Source organism: Winogradskyella psychrotolerans RS-3, from assembly GCF_000427335.1.
In the GTDB taxonomy this organism is placed as follows: Bacteria; Bacteroidota; Bacteroidia; order Flavobacteriales; family Flavobacteriaceae; genus Winogradskyella; species Winogradskyella psychrotolerans.
In genome coordinates this window covers 95,139-109,476 of sequence record NZ_ATMR01000124.1, presented here as the reverse complement: position 1 = coordinate 109,476, position 14,338 = coordinate 95,139, and the positions used below count along the sequence as shown (strand labels likewise).

Annotated in this window: 12 protein-coding genes and 1 tRNA gene; 2 read left to right on the top strand and 11 right to left on the bottom strand. The window is 33.1% G+C overall.

Annotated elements, in window-relative coordinates:
- Positions 1-6 precede the first annotated feature (6 nt).
- Positions 7-80: transfer RNA gene (locus ADIWIN_RS12240), tRNA-Ala, on the top strand.
- 28 nt (positions 81-108) lie between these two features.
- Here the strand turns inward: ADIWIN_RS12240 and ADIWIN_RS12235 are convergent.
- The 6 genes from ADIWIN_RS12235 to ADIWIN_RS21415 all read right to left on the bottom strand — a co-directional run bounded on the left by ADIWIN_RS12235 (position 109) and on the right by ADIWIN_RS21415 (position 9,667).
- Positions 109-948 (bottom strand): alpha/beta hydrolase family protein, encoded by an 840-nt coding sequence (locus tag ADIWIN_RS12235; protein ID WP_020897493.1) that lies wholly within the window; start codon positions 946-948, stop codon positions 109-111.
- Entirely contained in the window at positions 948-3,707 is a 2,760-nt protein-coding gene (locus ADIWIN_RS12230) for a PD-(D/E)XK nuclease family protein (protein ID WP_020897492.1), read from the bottom strand. Before ADIWIN_RS12230 ends, ADIWIN_RS12235 begins: the two co-directional genes overlap by 1 nt.
- 61 nt (positions 3,708-3,768) lie before the next feature.
- Entirely contained in the window at positions 3,769-5,166 is a 1,398-nt protein-coding gene (locus tag ADIWIN_RS12225; protein ID WP_020897491.1) for an OmpA family protein, read from the bottom strand.
- Positions 5,167-5,301: 135 nt separating this feature from the next.
- Entirely contained in the window at positions 5,302-6,495 is a 1,194-nt protein-coding gene (kbl, locus tag ADIWIN_RS12220) for a glycine C-acetyltransferase (protein WP_020897490.1), read from the bottom strand.
- Positions 6,496-6,536: 41 nt separating this feature from the next.
- Positions 6,537-8,606, bottom strand: coding sequence for a UvrD-helicase domain-containing protein (locus ADIWIN_RS12215; protein ID WP_020897489.1), 2,070 nt, complete (start codon positions 8,604-8,606; stop codon positions 6,537-6,539).
- A gap of 47 nt (positions 8,607-8,653) precedes the next feature.
- The gene (locus tag ADIWIN_RS21415) at positions 8,654-9,667 is read right to left on the bottom strand and encodes a UvrD-helicase domain-containing protein (RefSeq protein ID WP_020897488.1); all 1,014 of its coding nucleotides are present in this window, start codon (positions 9,665-9,667) and stop codon (positions 8,654-8,656) included.
- Positions 9,668-9,781: 114 nt separating this feature from the next.
- Between ADIWIN_RS21415 and ADIWIN_RS12210 the strand changes: the two genes are divergently transcribed.
- Complete coding sequence (locus ADIWIN_RS12210) at positions 9,782-10,390, top strand: superoxide dismutase (protein WP_020897487.1); 609 nt, start codon at positions 9,782-9,784, stop codon at positions 10,388-10,390.
- A gap of 110 nt (positions 10,391-10,500) precedes the next feature.
- On the opposite strand, the gene ADIWIN_RS19670 is transcribed toward ADIWIN_RS12210, so the two are convergent.
- From ADIWIN_RS19670 to ADIWIN_RS12185, 5 genes are all read right to left on the bottom strand, one after another.
- Positions 10,501-11,061, bottom strand: a complete 561-nt coding sequence (locus tag ADIWIN_RS19670; RefSeq protein WP_020897486.1) for a 4'-phosphopantetheinyl transferase family protein — start codon at positions 11,059-11,061, stop codon at positions 10,501-10,503.
- On the bottom strand, positions 11,061-11,312 hold the full coding sequence (locus ADIWIN_RS12200; RefSeq protein ID WP_020897485.1) for an acyl carrier protein: 252 nt from the start codon (positions 11,310-11,312) through the stop codon (positions 11,061-11,063). Before ADIWIN_RS12200 ends, ADIWIN_RS19670 begins: the two co-directional genes overlap by 1 nt.
- A gap of 135 nt (positions 11,313-11,447) precedes the next feature.
- Positions 11,448-12,722: a beta-ketoacyl-[acyl-carrier-protein] synthase family protein gene (locus ADIWIN_RS12195; RefSeq protein ID WP_020897484.1), complete on the bottom strand. Its 1,275-nt coding sequence runs from the start codon at positions 12,720-12,722 to the stop codon at positions 11,448-11,450.
- 81 nt (positions 12,723-12,803) lie between these two features.
- Positions 12,804-13,241, bottom strand: coding sequence for a 3-hydroxyacyl-ACP dehydratase FabZ family protein (locus tag ADIWIN_RS12190; RefSeq protein WP_020897483.1), 438 nt, complete (start codon positions 13,239-13,241; stop codon positions 12,804-12,806).
- Between the two features lie 4 nt (positions 13,242-13,245).
- Positions 13,246-14,298: a type III polyketide synthase gene (locus ADIWIN_RS12185; RefSeq protein WP_020897482.1), complete on the bottom strand. Its 1,053-nt coding sequence runs from the start codon at positions 14,296-14,298 to the stop codon at positions 13,246-13,248.
- Between the last annotated feature and the right edge of the window lie 40 nt (positions 14,299-14,338).

The following is a 14,338-nucleotide window of genomic DNA, read 5'->3' as shown; positions in this document are numbered from 1 at the left end:
TAATTTGGGGATGTAGCTCAGTTGGCTAGAGTGCTTGACTGGCAGTCAAGAGGTCGTCGGTTCGAGCCCGATCTTCTCCACAAAAAGCATGCGTTCGGCATGCTTTTTTTATTTCACAAATTCAGTAATACTGTTTATTACTGTGTTTAACTCGCCTGAAGGATTATTTTCGTTCCAAGGATGTTTGGTATTAAATACATGATCTCCTCCTGAAATAATTTCTAACTTACTATTTTTGCTCCACTCATAAATACTGTAGGCCTCATTTATATTTACGCCAGTATCGTTATCGCCATGAATAATGAGAATTGGGATGTCTATTTGTTTTGTTGCAGATTCAATATTTAGGCTTTTTTCATGCGCTTTAAAATCTTCAAAGAATTGATAATAATGAGGCATTTGCTGTTTCGTTCTACCGTTTACAACATACTTAACACCTTCTTCTTTCCAATTTTTAATTTCATCTTCTGTACCGAATCGATTCCCAAAATCACTAACACTTGCTAAGGTAATTAGTTTTGTAATCCGTGTGTCTTCAGAAGCTTTAAGAATGGTTATGCCACCACCACGACTATGACCAATTAAACAAATAACGTTAGTATTTATCTTTGAGTTAGATTCAAAACGATTTTGAGCCCAAGTCATAACAGCATCTAAATCATCCAATTCTTTAGTATAATTATTATTCCCAAAAGCCTCTAAGTCTGGAAAATCAATAGGGTTTTCCATAGTGCCTCCATTATGAGAAAAGTTGAATTTTATAAAGCAAAATCCAGCCGCAGCAATACGTTCTGCCATTAGGTTCCAAGCTCCCCAATCTTTAAACCCTTTGTAACCATGGCAAAATATGATTATAGGTTGATTCGTTTTCTCTTCAGAGTAAAAGGCATCAATTAAGATGGGTTTTTTACCGCCTCTTTCTAAAATTATATTTTTGTCAATTATCATTAGTCCAGTTCCTTTTCAGTAAAATTAAGCTTTGGGTTACAGATTTCGGTGATGAGTTTTTTAAGTTCTATTTCAAAATTATCTAATGTTTCATTCGTAATTAATTGGTCTTTTGTTCTGGCATGAGATGATGCTTTTTTTCCAAATTTCAATAAGCCTTCGCTTAAGTTTTTAAATGAAATAATTCCTGCTTCAATTGGTAGTTGTATTAGATTTTGTTGTCGCATCATATAGGCATAACACAAAATTTGAAACGATTTGCTGTACTTATCATAATCTGAAGTCAAGTCTTCCCAATTAACGATTTCAACTTTATTTTGTTCCACCTTACCAGATTTATAATCTACAACTCTAGTCATGCCATTAAAGCTATCTATTCTATCCACTTTCCCTTTTAACTTAATAGGAAAATCTAAACCTTCAATTTTAATGTTGATAGCTTCATCAGCTTCAATAGAAAGAATTTTAATCTCATTGCCTTGTTTAATACTCTCTAGTTCTAAGTTTAAGAAATTTGAAATGTAGCGTTGGGCAATTTCAAAAATGATAAGATTTTTACCTTGAGAAAAACCACCTTTGTTATAAAGTTCTTCAAAATGTTTTGTTACCATTTCCTTTATTTGACTTTTAAAGCCTTTAATATGCTCCATAGTTAAAATAGAGCCTTCTAATGGCTTGTAAAAATCTTCTAGTGAATTATGAATAACAGAGCCTAAAGTATTCGCTGCAATGTTTTCCTCAACCTCATCGAATTCTTTAATTCCTAAAATTTTGTCATAGTAAAAATCGATAGGATTTCTAATATAATTGGTCAATGACGACGGAGAGTAACCTTTACCAGACAATACTTTTATTTGTTCAATTACTGAAGGTGTTTTAATTATCTCAGTTAGTTTTTGTTCTATAATCGGAACGTCTGGAGATACAATACTTGTTTTTATATCATGAATGCCTTCAATCTCTAACTGTGTTAAAAATCGACTTTTTTCTCCTCCTTTAAGTGCATCAATTTCTGTATTGTATAGAATATATACGTTTTTAGCACGCTGTAAAAGTCTGTAAAAATGATAGGTATAAACGGCATCCTTTTCTTTAAAGGTTGGTAACTTATTTTCAATTTTAACATCGAAAGGAATAAAGGAGTTATTTGTTTTTCCTGATGGAAGAATACCTTCATTCACAGAACTAATAATTACCGTTTCAAAATCTAAAACACGAGATTCTAACATTCCCATAATTTGAAGTCCTTCTAAAGGTTCTCCTTTAAAATCTAAGGTTTCTGAACTTAATAATTCTTTATAAATGGATTGTAATGCAACAATTGACTTAAGGTGTTTGTAGGTCGTATCTAATTCCGACAGTTGATTAAATAAGGTATTAAAACGATATAAATATTCTAATTCTAAACTGTGATTTTGTTTGTTGCTGTCAAAATTCGCTTTCATTTTTAAAATCAGTACCGAACAATATTTTAAAGCAGTTTCCGGATTATCGCTCCAAGACTGAAATAGCAATTCTATCAGTTCTTTATGAGAATTAGTAAGCTGTTTAAGCTCGTTTACAGTGATATAAACCGTATTATTTTTTTGAATATCTGCGACTATAACACTTGAAACATTTGTGGATGTTGTTTCAAACAAAGGGTACACCGAAGGATGTGACAATAGACTAATAACATCCTTATAATAAAATTGTTTTGGACTGTTTTTATGAAGGTTAAATAATTGCTCAAAAAACGACGCCAAAGGCACTAATTGTAATGGCAAACCCATCGTAACATTGAGCTTGGTTATATTTTTAGGTATTGAATTTAATACCGGAAGTAATAATTGTTCTTCACCTAAAATGACAGCAATATTAGATAAATTAGTGTCCTTTTCCGTTAACTCCTCCAACAGTTGTCCAATATATTTAGCTTGGCCAACCAATTTAGGGATCCCAATAGCTTGAATATTCTTTGGTTCGTTATAATGATTAGTAACCCAATTAAAAGGTTGCGTTTCAAAGTAACTCCATTGTTTTCTATGTTGCCTAGTAAACAAACCGGCATCATGTATAGCATCATCAATAAATGCTTTATCAATATCCCAATAAATATGAGCTAAATCGTTTTTCAGTAAACCCTGAATAATTTGAGATTCAGCTGTATTCAAAGCATTAAATCCTAAAAACACATGGGTCTTTCCTTTACAATTTTCCATGTAAGATTCTAAATTATCCACGGCTTCCCTATAAATTAAACCTTGATACCCTTGTTTTGATTGCAGTAGGTTCTCAGTAAAAGCCGTATAATAATTTTTAAGCTGTTTCCAGAACTTTAAATGGTTTTTAACAAGATCGGTTTGATTAGGATCTAAAGACCAATGATGAAGCTCTTTTATAGCATTTAAGTAATCGAAGATGTGTTCTTGAGGTATAAGATAACGGTCAATTTCGTTGAAATCCTGTAATAAGATTTGAGCCCATTTAGAAAAAGACTCAAAAGACTCTTGTTCTTCTTCATTTGTTAACGCTTTATACGTTTCGTAAAGTCTAAATAATAAATCTGTATTAGGTAGATTTTGTAAACCAGATAACTCTTCTACAAATTCTTCACTACTGAGTATTTGAGGAGAAAATATGGGTTGGTCTATTAATGTAGAAAGGTGGTGCTTAAGAAAAACACCAGCACGTTTACTTGGTAGAATGAAATAGAGATCCTCTAATTTTAAGTGTTTACTTTGAAGATCAATGAGAACCGATTTTATAAAACTTATCATTCTATAAAAATAAAAAACGCCCCGAATATCGGGGCGTTTTTTTAATATATTTTAGATGAGATTAGTTTTTCAACTTCACCTCTACACGTCTGTTTTCTTTTTTACCAGCTCTTGTACTGTTACTAGCGATAGGATTAGACTCACCGAAACCAGCAGCAGTTAATCTATCAGCACTAATACCATTAGCAATTAAGTAATCTCTAACTGCACTTGCTCTTCTTTCAGATAAAGCTTGGTTCATTGATTTAGAACCATCAGAATCAGTATGACCTTCTAAAGAGAAGTTAGCTTGTGGGTATTCTTTAAAGATAGCTACCATTGACTGTAATACTTGATCAGTTTGCTTCTGGAAAGTTGCCTTACCTGAATTAAATAAAATAGATCTTGCGTATTCATTTAAAGTTTCCATTACTGGAGCAGTTGGCTTAACTTCTGGACAACCATTGTTTGCAACTGTACCAGCTTCGTTAGGACACTTATCATCTTTATCTAATACACCGTCACCATCAGTATCTGGCCAAGGACATCCACTGTTTGCAGCAGGACCTGCTTCGTTAGGACAGTTATCATCAGCATCAGCAACACCGTCACCATCAGCATCTGGACAACCAGCTAAAGTTTTTAAACCAGCAACATCTGGACACTTATCATCTTTATCCATTACACCATCTCCATCAGAATCAGGACAACCGTTAAATTCAGCTAAACCTGCAACATTAGGACAATCATCTTTTGAATCTTGGATACCATCGTTATCAGAATCAGGACAACCATTGAAGATCTCTAAACCAGCTTCTTCAGGACAAGCATCATCTTGATCGTATATACCATCTCCGTCTGTATCAGTACCACCAAACTTAAAAGTAAGACCAACTGAATGTTGGAAATGCGTTGGTAAATAATCTTCGAAAGAATGCTTATAAGTAGATTGAACATCTAAACCTAAACTTTCAGAGAACCATACTTTGAATCCTAAAGTACCGTTTAAAGTTCCAGCACCGATTTCATCTACCCATGTATAACCACCACCAACACCTAAGTAAGGATCAATTGTTTTAGAGTTAATGATATCCATAAAGCTATAAGAAACTCTACCATCTAAACCATAATATGTTAAATCATCAACTTTATTAGTCGATTCAGCACCAGTAATAGGGTCAAAATTAGAACCAAATTTATCAATTCTATTTATCGAACCTTTTGCAGTAAATACAAAACCGTCACTAAGGTATCTAGATACTGAAAGTGTTGAAATTGAAGGTAGAATATTCCAATGATCTGTTGCATTGAAGTACTCGTCAAAATATTCTCCTTGTGGTGTGTCTTCTCCTACTGGGTAAAAGTCAACTGCGTTGGCTCCAAATGTAATGGCCCATGGATTGTTTTTGTCTTGTGCATTAGAAGTGCTAAAACTTGCGATAAGCACTGCGACAAAAAATAATCTGCTAAGATTTTTCATATTCTAATTAATTTAAATTTTAAGTGTTAATTGTTGGCAAAAATAAGTTGTTAAACTGTATTAACAAAGACAAATATATAAAAATATTGCAAAACCGCCCTAAAATAAGGCGATTGGGTTAAAATTATAATGGTTTCAGATAACATTTAGCTCTTTTCCTACTTTCACAAAGGCCTCTATAGCCTTATCCAGCTGGCTTTTGTCGTGAGCAGCAGAGAGTTGCACTCTAATTCTAGCCTTATCTTTTGGAACTACAGGAAAAAAGAAACCTATGACATAAATCCCCTCCTCAAGCAGCTTATTAGCCATAGTTTGAGACAGTTTGGCATCGTATAACATGACTGGAACTATAGCCGAGTCTCCATCTACAATATCGAAGCCTGCCTCTTTCATTCCTTTCTTAAAATATTTAGTATTCCAATCGACTTTATCTCTTAATGTTGTATCGTTTTTAAGCATGTCAAAAACCTTAATTGAAGCTCCAACAATTGCTGGTGCCAAAGAATTTGAAAACAAATAAGGTCTAGAGCGTTGACGTAAAAGTTCAACAATCTCTTTTTTGGCTGTAGTGTAACCTCCCATTGCTCCGCCAAGTGCTTTTCCTAAAGTTCCGGTAATGATATCAATTCTACCTAAAACTCCTTTTTCTTCAAGAGTTCCAATTCCTGTTTCACCTATAAATCCTGTAGCATGGCATTCGTCAATCATCACCATAGCATCATACTTATCTGCTAAATCACAAATTTTATCTAAAGGTGCTACTAAGCCATCCATAGAAAACACACCATCGGTTACAATAATTTTGAATCGTGCTCCTTTCGCATTTGCATCAATTAATTGCGTTTCTAAATCTGCCATATCGCTATTTTGGTACCGATATCTTGCCGCTTTACATAATCTTACACCATCTATTATTGAAGCATGATTTAATGAATCTGAAATAATAGCATCTTCTTTTGTTAATAAAGGTTCAAAAACACCTCCGTTAGCATCAAAAGCTGCAGCATATAATATGGTATCTTCAGTACCATAGAAGTCCGCAATTTTTTGTTCTAACTCTTTGTGAATATCTTGTGTTCCACATATAAATCGAACTGAAGACATCCCAAAACCATGCGTATCCATAGTGTCTTTGGCTGCTTGTACAACATCTGGATGTGAGGATAAGCCTAAGTAATTATTAGCACAAAAGTTTAAAACTTTCTGTCCTGTATTAAGCGTTATTTCTGCTCCCTGTGGTGAAGTAATTATGCGCTCTTCTTTAAAAAGACCAGCGTCTTTTATAGATTCTATTTCTTGTTGTAAATGATTTTTTATATCTCCGTACATTGCGTTTGGTTTTGAATATGAAACAAAGATACTATGAAAAATTAGACTTCAAGAACTTCGATTGTATCATTTATATAAACTACTAATTTATGCGTTACCTTTAAATTCATTTGGCTCAAAACAGCCTCGTAATCATTTAATTGTGCGGCATGAAATCTTTTAGCATCACCAGTTTTATAATCAATAATTACAGCTTCATTATTAGCGCTTATATTTAATCGGTCTGGTCTTAAGAGTTGGCCAGAATTCGTAATAATATCGCGCTCATTGTAGACCTTAAAATTATCTTGATAATATGCCTTTAACTTTGGATGTTCTATCACGTTTGTAACTAAAGTCATCAATTCTTCTTTGTCCTCGTTAGTCACATCTCCCGAAATCAATAAATCATTAAACGCAAAATCAACATCATCACCCGTTTTTATTTTGGATAAAATTAAGTGCACTAAATTTCCGCGTTCTATAGCAGCTTCTTGTTGCGTGTCCCAAAGCAATCCTGATTTCGTAACAATATTTAAATTATGAGCCTCTTTGGGTACTGAAATTAATTTTAAAGGACTCGCAGTAATTTCCTTTTCGGAACTATTTTCGTTTAGTTTTAAAGTTCCAAAACTATAATTGAGTTGGGTATCGGTCCATTTATTTAGATGTTGTAAAAAATTAATAAACATACCTGCATAGGTATTCTTTTTCACCTCCCCTTTTGCGCTGATATCTTTTTTTGAAATAATATATAATTGCTCAACAGCCCTAGTCAATACAACATACAGCAAATTGATATTATCTAATTCTAATTGCGATTGATGTGTGTTATAGATAAGTGCCCCTGTCTCTTCAAAATGCTCTACCTCTTTGTTGTAATTAAGAAGTAAGGTATTAAACCCACTATAATTTTCAGCTTGTACAGGAAACCACACTTTTGGTTCTATTTCTCTATAAATATCAAGATCGGCATACGGAAATATCACTACAGGAAACTCTAGGCCTTTAGATTTATGAATGGTCATAATCTGAACTGCATTCATGTTTTCTGGAGTTACAACACTTAATTTATCTGCTTTCTTTTCAAAATAGCTAACAAATGCAGCGACATCCGAATTTTGTTTTTGTGTAAATTCTAAAACAACATCCAAATAAAACTGAAGATACGCATCCGATCTTTCATTAAGATCGAATAACCGTACTACATGTTCTACCAATTCGTAAAGTGGTAATTGTAAACATTGATTAGTGTCTATATATAAATCTAATGCTTTTAAAGCTAAAAACATGTCGCTTAGATCGTCCTTGAGATAAGTGATAAAAAACTGATGTTTATCTTCAATTTGAAGCTGTTCTGCTAAATAGGAAAGCACCTCAACTTTAAGACTGTCGTTATTAGGTTGAATCAGTAATTTTAAAAATGAATTTATAAAATTAACCTTATCAGAATTTTTTAAAAGTAAGGTTTCCGAAGAGGTGATTTTTATGCCATTTTCATTCAAGTAATTAGCAATCGCAACCCCTTCCTTTCGTTTTCTAACCAAAACACAAATATCATCTAATGGAAAACCATTGGCTTGGCATTGTTTTATAGTTTGCAATACTTTGTTTGCATACATTTCGTGAATGTCATCCTCTTTTTCAACATTTAAGAAATTAAGATTCACATAGCCTTCAGATTTATTATGTGTTTTTTGACGGGCTTGCTTATAAAGTTCGGCATAAGCGACTTCACTAAAAGCACTCTTGCTAAGAAATTCAAAAAATGAATTATTAAATTCAATAACCGCTTTTGCGCTTCTGTAATTGGTATCTAAAGCTAAAACCTCAGCTTCAAGTTGAAATGGATTATCCAGTTTATTATACAATTTTATAAACTGTTCGGCTTCACCACCTCTCCATCTGTAAATGGCTTGTTTAGCATCACCAACGAGCATGGCAGAACCATTAGCGCTTGAAAGTGCATTTTCTAGCAAAGGCACTAAATTGTCCCATTGCATTTTTGAGGTATCCTGAAACTCATCTATAAAATAATGCTTGAATTTTTCACCTAAGCGCTCATATATAAATGGAGTGGGTTGATTTTTTATTTCTTTACTAATAATAGTATTAAACTCTGAAATCAACATTTTGTTTTGGTCAGCCTTTAAGGCGTCTAACTCATTTTTAATAGCATTTAATACAGACAGCGGAGTAATATTTCTGTAAAATCCTTTTTTAGTTTTAACTCGAAAATCGATTTTTTAGTGGCAACAAAAGCTTCTGCTAATTGGGACTGAATACTTTCTATGGTTGAAGCAACAGTTTCCGAAACACGTTTTGGAAATAATGAATTACCCTCAATTAAATCGTTTTGCCATGCCGACTCAAAATTAATACTGAAGCGTTTGTTTTTTAGATTTTCAAAATGTTTTGGCAATGAACTTCTATTAAAATCATCAAATTGCAATCCTGATTCCTCTATTAAAGTTAACGTTATTACAGATGTATTTATAATGGCTTCTTCTTGTTGTTTAATCTCCTGAGATAATTGTTGTTTTAAGTTTTTAAAATCTTCAAGTGTCTTCTTCTTTAAAGTCTGAATTGCGAAAAGGTCATTCTCATTAACCAGCAATTTTGAAATTTTATTAAAGTCATAACTAATGTCCCAACTTTTATCATCATCTGCTTTTTCAATCGCAAAATCCACTAAGACTTTCGTTAATGTTTTATCACTTCCTGCTTTAGCGATAAGACTATCTACTGCTTCATTAAGAAGCCTTTCCTGATCGAGTTCAACTTCAAAATTTATAGGTAGTTTTAAATCGTGCGCAAAGGTTCTAATCACTCTGTGTGTAAACCCATCAATCGTAGAAATATCAAAGGCTCCATAATTATGTATAATATGTTTTAATATACGATTCGATTTTGTTTGAAGCGCTTCTGGTGCCATTTCTAACTCATCACAAATAGCAATAAACATTGGGTTAGGATCTGTTAAGCTATCTTCAGAAGAAAACGATTTTAGCATATCTACAATACGCTCCTTCATTTCACCAACGGCTTTGTTGGTAAATGTTATAGCTAAAATAGATTTAAATTGATCGAGACTTTTAGACTGAATCAGTATTTTTAAATAGGCTTTGGCTAACGTAAATGTTTTTCCACTACCTGCAGAAGCGTTGTATATTTTGAAGGCTGAATTTTGCAAGAGATAATTTTTATACCAAAATAGGGAATCTTAATAGTTTATTAAGAGAAAATCAGAGACAAAATTGTAAATTTGGGTTGAGACAATTTATAAACCAATTAAAACATTAAGATTATGGCTTTCGAATTACCGAAATTAAAATATGCTTATGATGCTTTAGAACCAAATATTGATGCTCGCACAATGGAGATTCATCATACTAAACATCATCAAGGCTACACCACTAAATTAAACGCTGCTATTGAAGGTACTGATTTAGAAGGGAAAACTATAGAAAATATTCTTATTAACCTAGACATGGATAATAAAGCAGTTAGAAATAATGGAGGTGGATTTTACAACCACTCATTGTTTTGGGATGTTATGAATCCTGAAGGAAAAGGACGCTTATCTGGTGAATTAAAAGATGCTATTGAAGCAGAATTTGGTTCTTTTGATGCGTTTAAAGATGCTTTTTCTAAAGCTGCTGCAACTCAATTTGGTTCTGGTTGGGCTTGGTTGTGCGTACATGAAGGTGGAAAAGTTGAAGTGTGTTCTACACCAAACCAAGATAATCCATTAATGCCAGGTGTTACTTGTGAAGGTACTCCAATTTTAGGATTAGATGTTTGGGAACATGCCTATTACTTAAATTACCAAAACAGAAGACCAGATTATATTGATGCATTTTTTAATGTCATTAACTGGAATGAAGTAGAAAAACGTTATGCTGAATCTAAGTAAGCAAAACTATAATTATATCTATTAAAGAATCCGAGTCTTAAAAAGATTCGGATTTTTTGTTTCAATGACCCAATTGTTGCTTTAGGTTATCGTCAAAATTTCAAAATCTATTAAATTGCATAAGCGCCAAAATGACCATGATGCGTTAAACTCACATGCATATTTACTGAATTACACAGTACTATAGGAATATTAAATTCGGATTTTTGAAATTTTAAATCCTCTTTTGAAAGCTGATATAATTCTGAAAGCGTAATTAATAGTGCATTTCTTAAAACAGCACTCTGATTTTTGTAGGTTTTGTCTTTAAATTCTATGACTTCTGAAGTCATGCGAACATCTAGAAGTCTAGCTTCAGATAAAATGTATTTTGAAGTGATACTAGTCTTAATTTTACATTCGAAATTTTTATACTTTACATTACCGTTTTCAAATTCAAATTCACACTCAAAACTTTTCGGATTATAAAATTGGCTTGGGTTAATTTGCACATATAATTTATATGCAGATTCTTTCATGCTCCACAATCTCCAAACCACATGAAATGGATTCGTACAGTTCTTAATTAATTGCTGTTCTGTTTCTGTAAAAATTTTTTCTAAATAACGCGGTCGCTGCCAATGAGAAGTAAATTTCGCTTCCTCTAAATCCACGATATCATTGCCAACCATTAGGCATTTAATTTTGTATTTATAATTAGCATAGCAGCTTTAACATCGAGCATTTTTTCCATGTCTTCATTTTCTAACCTTATACTAAATTCATCTTCAATATCTAAAATGATATCTACGAGATTTGCTGAATTGACCTTTAAATCATTAATAAAGTCTGTGTCTTCAGTAAGATTTTCGAAAGCTTTTTCATCTTGAACGTAAGGCGCAATGATGGCTTTTAATTTTGTTATGAGTTCGTCGTTCGTCATATTTATTTCTTGTACAAAAGAGAATGTTGGTTTAATTAAACTTTGTGTAATGCTGTATTGTAAATTTACGCAAAGTGATTACAATATAATTTAAGAACTATTTCTAAAATCTAAATGCGATATCATTACAAATTACTAATCGCTAAATTTCTTGAAAATTACACACGCATTCACGTCACCAAAACCAAAACTCGCTTTCGCTATAATATCAAAATTGAAATCGGTTTTTTCTGTTGGAATTTTATTTGAATCTACAAGCGCTTCAATTTCTGGGTGTAAATCTTCACAATTAATATTGGGTGCTACAAATTGCTCTCTAAGTTGAATAATACTTGCCACAGATTCAATAGAGCCTGAAGCTGCTAAACAATGTCCAATCATAGATTTTGTAGAATTAATGAATGGAAAATCATTTCCACTTCTATTTAAAGCATTCGTCCAGTTTTCAATTTCTAATGCGTCTTTTGCTGTTGCTGTTAAATGTCCATTAATCACTTCAATTTCCTTTGCTGTAATTCCAGAATTTTCAATTGCTTTTTTTATGCAACGTTTTACAGCTTCCGCATTTGGTGCTGTTAGTGTGCCTCCTTGTCGTTGACCACCAGAATTTACTTCACCTCCCAAAACCTCAGCATAAATATTAGCTCCACGTTCTAAAGCACATTCTAATGATTCAAGCAGTAAAGCTCCCGCTCCACTTCCTGGCACAAAACCACTAGCTGTGGCGCTCATTGGTCTCGATCCTTCTTCTGGGCTTTCATTGTGTTTATAAGTCATTACACGCATGGCATCAAAGCCTCCCCAAATATAAGGACCATGATCACTACAGCTACCAACTAACATGCGTTTGGCCTTTCCGTTTTGAATACGTTCATAACCCATTAATAGCGCTTCGGTTCCTGTAGTGCAGGCGGAAGAATTTGTGGTTACTTGATTTCCTAAACCCAACATACCACTCAAATAAGCACTTACACCACTTGTCATGGTTTGCAAAACTACTGTACTTCCTAAACGCCTTACATTACCATCGTCAACACCATAAATTGCCTCTCTAAATTTTTCAACGCCTGAGGTTGCTGCTCCAAAAATTAAACCTGTATCATAATCTAATTGACTTTCAGAATCCATATCAAAACCAGCATCTTTCCAGGCATCAATACCTGCGATGCATCCATATAAAATTCCTGAACTATTAAATCCTCTTAATTGTAAATCTGTAAAATATTGTGATTTTTTTTCCTCAGAAATTTGAGGAATACCACCAATCTGACATGAAAATTTAAAATCTTTTAAGTTATCATGACATGTGATTCCGGACTTACCCTCTTTTAAAGCTTTTGTAAAATCGGGAACTCCAACTCCATTGGGTGCTACAACTCCTAATCCTGTTATGACTACTCTATTTTTCATCTTGTTTTAACCTTTCTAAAAGGGAAAAATTTATAATTCTGAAAGCTATCTGATTTTTGAAAGCTGACAGTTCCGTATAAATTAAACTTTAATCATTCCTGATATTGTACCTCTACAAACCAATTCCCCCTTTTCATTTAGCATCTTCACTTTACATTTTAACTTTTTAAAACGAAAGACTTCCTTTTCTGAAATTACAGTTACTTTTTCATTGGGCAAAACAGATAAATAAAAATCCATTTGATGAGATGTTAAAGCTATTTGAGGTTTTGTAGCTTCGCTCAATTCATCTTTTAATAAAAAAACACCCAAACATACCAAACCAATTTGCGCCATACATTCTGTAAGAATCACTCCTGGTGTTATTGGATGATCTTTAAAATGGCCTTCGTAAAAACTTTCATCTTCTTTAAACCTGTAGTAACCCGTTATTCCATTTTCTGAAATAGCATCAATACCATCAACAAATAAGAATGGTTTTTGGTAAGGTAGCCGTTTTATGATGTCTTCCTTTATCATATCATTACCACTCTAACAAAATACGTTGTGCGGAAAAACCTGGCCCAAAACTTAGCATTATCCCCTTGTCGCCTTTTGGTAAATCTCGATCCATAAAACGCTCCAAAACATATAAAACAGTTGCGCTACTCATATTACCAAATAATCTTAAAACCTCTTTGGTATCATCTATGTTTTTACCCAAAGCACCAAACAAATCTTCAACGGTTTGCACTATTTTTTTTCCACCAGGATGAAATATCAAATGATCAATATCTTCAATAGTTAAATTATTTCGTTCTAAAAACGGATGTATAATTTTTGGAAAATGATCTGCAATGGTTTGTGGTACAGATTGATCTAAAATCATTTGTAAGCCTGTGTTTTTCAACTTGAAACCCATCATGTGGTTGGCATCATAAAAATGATACATGGCTTCGTCTTTGATTTCGGGTCCTTTTTCATGATCGTAAGATGATAGAATTACACTTGAGCAGCCATCTCCAAAAATAGCTGCACTGACTATGTTTACCATAGAAAAATCATTGAGCTGAAAAGTTGCAGTTGGCGCTTCTACGGCAATAACAACCGCTCTTTTATTCGGATTTGCTTTTAGAAAGTTCTTAGCATAGATTATTCCTGAAACTCCTGCTGCGCATCCCATTTCTGTCACTGGCAAACGAACAATATCTTGTTTCATTTTTAAGCTATTTATTAAATAAGCATCCAACGACGGAATCATAATCCCTGTACAACTTACTGTAATAATATAGTCGATATCTGTAGGTTGTAAATTTGCTTTATCTAAGACTTTCTGTAAACTCGCTTCCGCTAATTTTATAGATTCTCTAGTATAAATATCATTTTTTTCCTCAAAAGAGGTACTTACAAATACCTCTTCAGGATCCATGATAGAATATCGCTTATCTACAGCTGCATTTTCAAAAATCTTTAAGACTTTTCGTTTAAAACGTTCTTCTTGGCCATCTAACCATAACTCAACAAAGGGTAAAATATCTTTAGTTTCTCTGCTGTATTTTGGTAATTGTTTTGCTACTGCTGTTATTTTTACTGCCATATATTTTCTATTAAAGGCGATTTTTATTTTTAGTTTTTAA